The organism is Porphyromonas uenonis DSM 23387 = JCM 13868 (assembly GCF_000482365.1).
Lineage (GTDB): Bacteria > Bacteroidota > Bacteroidia > Bacteroidales > Porphyromonadaceae > Porphyromonas > Porphyromonas uenonis.
This window is the reverse complement of sequence record NZ_AXVC01000018.1, coordinates 126,186-132,646: the sequence shown is the minus strand read 5'-3', so window position 1 is coordinate 132,646 and position 6,461 is coordinate 126,186. Positions and strand designations below refer to the sequence as shown.

Annotated in this window: 5 protein-coding genes and 1 tRNA gene; 4 read left to right on the top strand and 2 right to left on the bottom strand. The window is 53.7% G+C overall.

All coding sequences use genetic code 11. The features are described from left to right. Positions 1–443: 443 nt before the first annotated feature. Entirely contained in the window at positions 444–1,064 is a 621-nt protein-coding gene (locus tag L215_RS0100585; RefSeq protein WP_025883991.1) for a DUF2284 domain-containing protein, read from the bottom strand. Further along, the gene (locus L215_RS0100580; protein WP_027451178.1) at positions 1,057–2,763 is read right to left on the bottom strand and encodes an AMP-binding protein; all 1,707 of its coding nucleotides are present in this window, start codon (positions 2,761–2,763) and stop codon (positions 1,057–1,059) included. The genes L215_RS0100585 and L215_RS0100580 overlap by 8 nt, the downstream gene beginning before the upstream one ends. Positions 2,764–3,221: 458 nt before the next feature. On the opposite strand from L215_RS0100580, the gene L215_RS0100575 reads away from it, so the two are divergent. The 4 genes from L215_RS0100575 (at position 3,222) to L215_RS0100560 (ending at position 6,363) form a co-directional block, all read left to right on the top strand. Continuing rightward, positions 3,222–3,294 (top strand) — tRNA-Pro (locus tag L215_RS0100575). A gap of 219 nt (positions 3,295–3,513) precedes the next feature. Next, positions 3,514–4,530, top strand: coding sequence for a YitT family protein (locus tag L215_RS0100570; RefSeq protein WP_027451177.1), 1,017 nt, complete (start codon positions 3,514–3,516; stop codon positions 4,528–4,530). Between the two features lie 33 nt (positions 4,531–4,563). After that, on the top strand, positions 4,564–5,847 hold the full coding sequence (locus tag L215_RS0100565; RefSeq protein ID WP_025883989.1) for a PSP1 domain-containing protein: 1,284 nt from the start codon (positions 4,564–4,566) through the stop codon (positions 5,845–5,847). A 27-nt stretch (positions 5,848–5,874) separates the two neighbouring features. Beyond that, the gene (locus L215_RS0100560; RefSeq protein WP_025883988.1) at positions 5,875–6,363 is read left to right on the top strand and encodes a gliding motility lipoprotein GldH; all 489 of its coding nucleotides are present in this window, start codon (positions 5,875–5,877) and stop codon (positions 6,361–6,363) included. Positions 6,364–6,461: the final 98 nt, after the last annotated feature.

Genomic DNA, 6,461 nt, shown 5'->3' with positions numbered 1-6,461 from the left:
GATTACCCCAACCCTCTAACAACACAACCATCTAAGAAACAGACATCTAAGAACAATTCACCAAAAGCTCCGAGCCTCAAAACTCCGAGCCCATGCCGCCCAACTCCCAACAAAGAGCTATCTTTGTGTACCTCCGCAGTAAAGACGACCACAAGTCGTGTATCCCAGCAGGAGCAAAACTAACAGATGAGTACACTCCCAGGACTAACAAAAATAACCCGAGTACCATCTCAGTAACACCTCCCCAACTGTGTACTTTTTTCAGGAAGAGGACAGATTCCTCCGAAGTTTCATTTGATTCTTCCGAAGTTTCATTTGATTCCTCCGAAGTATTTTTTATTTCCTAGGTAGGAAATGAAGGAATTTCTAGGTACCTATTTGGCAAATTCCTAGGTAGGAATTCCATTCTTCGGGAGGAGACAGAGCCCCCTAACCTCTAATCTCTAAAGTCTAACCTCTAACTTCTCAAAGTCTCTCTCAGGGACAGGATCAGCCGAGAGCAGTGCCGAGACCATCGTAAGGTAGCGTGGCGGATGCCCCTCCTGGCCCCACACCATCGGGATGCCAGCCAGTCGCTCTGTGGTGCCACTCAGGTCGAAGCCCCACGACTCGAGCGACGAACGCATCTGGTCAGGGTGACGGCAAGGCTCGCCAGCACGACGTGTACACTCCTGTGGCTGGCAGAGCCGACAGCGACCTGCCGTAAAGAGCCGACTCCCCGCATGCTGTCGCTCTAGCTGATAGAGGAGCGGATCAATCCACTCTCGCACGGCACTCATCAGGCGAAAGCAGTAGTCCCCCACCTCAGCAGGCTGACACGCAGCCCACGACTGCTCGTCGGGCGTGACACGATGCACGAGGATATGCGCATAGCGGTAATGTGCCAATGCCTCCCGCACATCAAAGGCAAAGGGCGGGCAAGACCAATTGGTCAAGTAAGTGGGACAATGCTCGCACAGAGCAAGGAAGCGCTCTGGGTTAAAGTACTCCGCCATATACTCCTCTAGAGGCAGCTGACGGAGCGTCCCCTCGATATGATAAGTTGGTTCAGCGAGGCTACCCATTGGTCTGCGTCACCTCAATACCATCCTTATATAGGTGTCTCTTGATGCTGCGCTTGGGTGACTTGATGAAGGGAGTCCTCTGCAGGACGAACTTAGTCACCATCTCGTAGGAGCCTAGCTTAGCATTGAGCTGCTTACGCTGGTCTTTGATCCGCTCCCACGCCTCTTCGATAGTTATCCCGGCCTGCTTAGCGGCCAGTTCGTCGGGATAGACGAGCGCTTCGAGACGCCCATTCTTCTGATAGACTAGACTCTCCGCCACAAAGTGGAGGTTATTGAGCTTCGCCTCGATCTCTTCGGGGTAGATGTTTTGGCCATTAGCCCCTAGGATCATCGTCTTGGAGCGACCGAGGATGAAGAGATTGCCCCGCTTGTCCAGACGTCCCAGGTCACCCGTACGCATCCAGCCGTCTGAGGTGAAGAGATGCTTATTGATCTCGGGAAGCTTGTTGTAACCAAGGCAGACATTGTCACCGCGCACCTGTATCTCACCAACGCCTGGAGCTAGGGGCTGGTCAAAGTCTTCCGGCACCTCGATGCGTATCTCCATATGTGGCAGTGCGCGCCCCGCAGAGAGCGGTGCCCAGCGGCGATGGTTGCTGTAAGAGATCAGTGGAGCGCACTCGGTCATGCCGTAACCAACGGTGAGCGGGAAGCCGATACGATGCAGGAAGGCGGCGACCTCCGTAGAGAGCGGAGCTCCCCCGACGATTACCTCGCGGAAGTTGCCCCCGAGCCCCTCAGTGAGCTTCTTGCGAATCACCCGGTAGACCAGCTTGCGTAGGAGCGGTATGCGCAGGAGCGCCTTGATGGAGGAGCGCTCTAGGACAGGCACGATAGACTGCTTGTAGATCTTCTCCAAGATGAGGGGTACGGAGATGATCAGTACGGGGCGTATCTCGGCAAAGGCTTTCATCAAGATCTTGGGCGAAGGGACCTTGCCTAAGATATGCGTGTGGACACCAATGTAAAGGGCTGCGAGCATGTTGAAAGCGCAGCTGTACGTGTGTGCTAGCGGGAGGAAGCAGATGATCTGCTCGCCACTATACATGAGGTCGAGCTTGCTCGCGTAGAGCGCATTACCCGCCAAATTGCCCGCTGTGATCAGTACCCCTTTGCTAAAGCCAGTCGTCCCTGAGGTGTAGTTGATCACGACCAACTCATCATTGCCCACCTCGGGGTAGACAATATCGGTGCGACGGAACCCCTTCGGATAAAAGCGCGCCACGAAGGGAGCGAAGGGAAGGAGCCGCTTGTAGTCGTACGGCATCCCTGAGCGAGCGTACCGCCAAGTGATCTTTTTGAGGTCAAAGATAGTCTGCACCATCGGCAGATCTTCCTCCGGGTTGAGCTTTGACAGGATAAGATCGTCTATAAAGAGCAGCTTCGCCTCACTGTGATTAATGATCGTCTTAGCATCCTCGACATTGAAGTCCTGCAGTATCGGGACGATCACGGCGCCGTAAGTGATCGTGGCCATAAAGATGACGCACCAGTGCACCGAGTCGGCACCCATCAGGGCGACGCGGTCACCGCGCTGTATGCCCGTCTCCTTATATATATAGTGTAGGTGTGCGATCTGTAGCGCTAAGTCTCGATAAGATATGGTGTAGCCTGTGGCGTAGTCCGAGAGAGCTGGCTGTCGAAAATGCTCTCGGAAGCTCGCCTCGTAAGCCTTGATAAGATTGTCTGGATACATAGGTGCTGTCTCCTGTTATGTAAGCGTGTGGCACAAAGGTACGAAATTAGAGGTTAGAGGTTAGAAATTAGAGGTTAGAGATTTGTTTCTAGGAGCACTAGTGGCACTAGGAACACTAGAGCCACTAGAGGACTCTCCTCTAATCTCTCTCCTAGTCTCTCCCGAGGAAATTGGGAGGCTCCACGGAGGAGACGAACTTTCCCTACGGAGGACCGAAATGAAACTTCGGAAGAATGAAATGAAACTTCGGAAGAAAGATTTTGAAGTTCCGAAGAATTTTTCGATTCCTCCGTGGAGATTCGGCGATCTCCACCGAGGAATTGAGCGATTTCCTTGATAGTGACGTAGATGACCTCATCCTCGATGCCACGTCGGCCCTGAGATATTTGCGGTGTCTCATTATTTAGTACCTTTGCAGTCGCAAGTAGGGACTAGTCGCCGTGGAGCGGTAGTCCCATCGGGATGTAGCACAGTTGGTAGCGCGCCACGTTCGGGACGTGGAGGTCGGAAGTTCGAGTCTTCTCATCCCGACTCAAAAAAACAGAGCTGTCTCTGCACAGGACTGGAGCATCAAGAGATTGGAGCCCTCATAGCAAGCAGGATGAACGAATGTGGCTGAGAGCTACTTCAGATTCTTTCATCTGCTGGTATGAAGATTCCTATCTCTCTTTTTTGCTACCTTTGTGTAACTTCTGTAGTCGGTGCTTAGGGGCGTGTTTCCTCTTTCACCAAGTAATAACTTTGTCTCTCATGACTATAAAAAGACCTTTACGATATCCCGATCCACGCAAGTCTGCGCGCTTTCTAAAGGATGTTCTACTCATCTTCGCCGGTGTAGTCATCTATACGTTTGGCTGGACAGCCTTCATCCTCTCACAAGACATTACCTCGGGGGGACTGGCAGGACTGACCACGATCATTCAGCTGGCGACAAATATCCCTGCCAGCATACCTTACAACATCATCAATGTCGGCTTGCTACTCCTCTCAATATGGATCCTGGGGTGGCGCTTCTCGATGAAAACGATCATAGCCGTCCTGATGCTTGCCGTCACGATCCCGGTGGGACAAGCGTTCTTTACCCCCATGGTGGGACAAGGACTAGAGGTGTACAACAATCTGCCCACATGGCTGACGAGTACACTCCCCAACTTCGGGCCACTCTTGGCTCCCGACGAGCCGTTTGTGGCTCTAGTCGTCGGTGCAGCTCTTTGTGGAGCTGGACTAGGCTTAGTCTTCTCTGCCAATGGCAGTACGGGTGGCACCGACATTATCGTGGCTATCATCAATAAATATAGTACGCTCTCACTGGGACGTGCCATGATCTTTATGGATGCGATTATCGTCACGACGGGTGCCCTCGTGAGCCACTTCTTCGGACCTCAGTACAGCTGGGGTACTGCTCTAGGCAAGCTCGCCTTCTCTTTCATAGAGATCACCATCGTGGGGCAGATGCTGGACTACATTATGGAGGCCAACAAGCAGTCTGTGCAGCTACTTATCGTCAGTACCAAGTACGAGCAGCTCAGCGAGGCAGTGACACGTCGTCTAGGACATGGATGCACCATACTTCACGGCGAGGGGGGCTATAGTCACCAGCCAATGCACGTGGTCCTAGTGACGATACGCAAGAATCTGCGCGGAGGGCTCTATCAAGTGATCAACTCGGTAGACCCCGATGCCTTTATCTCTGAGTCTACGGTACATGGCGTATATGGACAGGGCTTTGACTCGCTGGAAAGGGTGACTGGAAGGAAGAAAAAGTAATCTCACGATCTCCCCATTTTTTGAGACTATTCGATGGAATACAAACCAGACCTACTAGATAAGATAGACTGCCCACGATGCAAAGGCGTAGGGTCGCGCTGCTGGAAGCTCTCCACCTTCGACTGGCTGGCTGATCTGCCCGACGGGGTGCAGCAGCAGGAGATCGTCGAGGTGCAGTTCAAGAACACCCGCAAGAACTACTACCGCAACGTAGATCACCTTGACCTCAAGCGAGGAGACTACGTGGTCGTAGAGGCAGACAGCGGAGGCTACGACGTTGGCATGGTATCTCTCACGGGGACGCTGGTATCCACGAAGATACGAACCAACCATGATGAGCAGTATGTAGACAGTGCGAAGGCGATCTACCGCAAAGCTCGTCCGGCCGACATGGATCACTATCGCGCGGCTAAGCTTCGCGAGCACCAGACGATGATCGAGTCGCGCGAGATAGCCACTTCGCTAGGACTAGACATGAAGATCGGCGATGTGGAGTATCAGGCCGATGGGACGCGCGCTATATTCTACTACATAGCGGATCAGCGAGTAGACTTTCGCAAGTTGATACGGCTCCTAGCTGATGCCTTCCATATACGTGTGGAGATGCGTCAGATAGGCGCTAGACAGGAAGCAGGACGTATCGGCGGGATCGGACCCTGCGGACGGGCACTCTGCTGCTCGACCTGGCTCTCACGCTTTAACTCCGTCAGCACCGCCGCTGCACGTTTTCAGAACTTAGCCCAAAACTCGCTCAAGCTCACCGGACAGTGTGGCAAGCTCAAGTGCTGTACCAACTATGAGGTAGACGTCTACATGGAGGCAAAGAAGTCTTTCCCCTCAAGTCGTACGACCCTAGAGACGGAGAGTGGCACCTACTACTTCAACAAGTGCGACCTCCTAGCGGGAGAGATCACTTACAGCCTAGCGCCTAAGAGTCTCGAAGAGCCTGAGACCATCTCTGTGGAGCGGGCTAAGGAGATTATAGAGATGAACCAGCGTGGCGAGATCCCCGAGACGCTCTCTGACCAGCAGGAGGCTCCGAAGAAGCCTAAGGACATACTCTTTGACAATGCGATCAACCGCTTTGACCAGCCGAAGAAGCGTAAGCGTCGCAAGTCAAATAGGAAGCGGGAGCGCGTCAGCTCTGACACACCGAGAGCAAAGGGAACCAACCTAGAGAGCGACAATACTGAGGAGCCTCAGGACGGGCAAAGTGCTGGCGAAGAGTCCGCAGCACAGTCTCCTCGCAAGCCGAGACGCAGGCCTCAAGCGGGCGATCGACGTCGCCGCCCACGCACGAAGCTGCAGGAGGAGTAGCCCACGACCGCTAGATCACTTAGAGCTATGAGCAGAGGGTGCAGAGGTGGTGTCGTAAGGTGGATAGCCGTGCTAACTATTCTCATGCTCGGCTCCTGCCACTATGCAGCTTATCAGAAGCAAATGCAGACCAAAGAGATACCTGAGGAAGGTTGGTCTGCCAAGCAGCGCATCTCCTTTGATAGCTTCGTCGAGCACTCTCGGACACCTCACACGCTCTACCTCTACATACGGTACAACAGTCGCTATGCGTACACTACCCTACCACTCACCGTTCGCCTCCGCTCTGCTCTAGGGTGGAGCGCTACGACGACACTGGCACTACCTCTCACAGAGGAGCCTGGCGTATGGTCTGGAGAGGGCTACGCACTGCGACAGCAGCTCTACAAGATCAGCCCCGCAGAGCGTCCTCCTCACCCTGGACTTTACACCATCGAGCTAAGCCAGGCGACTGGTCAAGACTCCCTCACAGGCATCGAGACGGTCGGCGTCGCTTGGGTCGCCACTGAGCAGTAGTCCCCACGGAAGCTAGGCTTTGCACACCGTTGCGTCCGTCATACGGACTTGAATATACCTACAATATGCTATGCCCAAGAAGAAATTAGCGGGCTGTC

Excerpts from the sequence above, each read along its gene's own strand:
- L215_RS0100585 (WP_025883991.1), bottom strand. The coding sequence starts at position 1,064 with ATGGGTAGCCTCGCTGAACCAACTTATCATATCGAGGGGACGCTCCGT.
- L215_RS0100580 (WP_027451178.1), bottom strand. The coding sequence starts at position 2,763 with ATGTATCCAGACAATCTTATCAAGGCTTACGAGGCGAGCTTCCGAGAG.
- L215_RS0100570 (WP_027451177.1), top strand. The coding sequence starts at position 3,514 with ATGACTATAAAAAGACCTTTACGATATCCCGATCCACGCAAGTCTGCG.
- L215_RS0100565 (WP_025883989.1), top strand. The coding sequence starts at position 4,564 with ATGGAATACAAACCAGACCTACTAGATAAGATAGACTGCCCACGATGC.
- L215_RS0100560 (WP_025883988.1), top strand. The coding sequence starts at position 5,875 with ATGAGCAGAGGGTGCAGAGGTGGTGTCGTAAGGTGGATAGCCGTGCTA.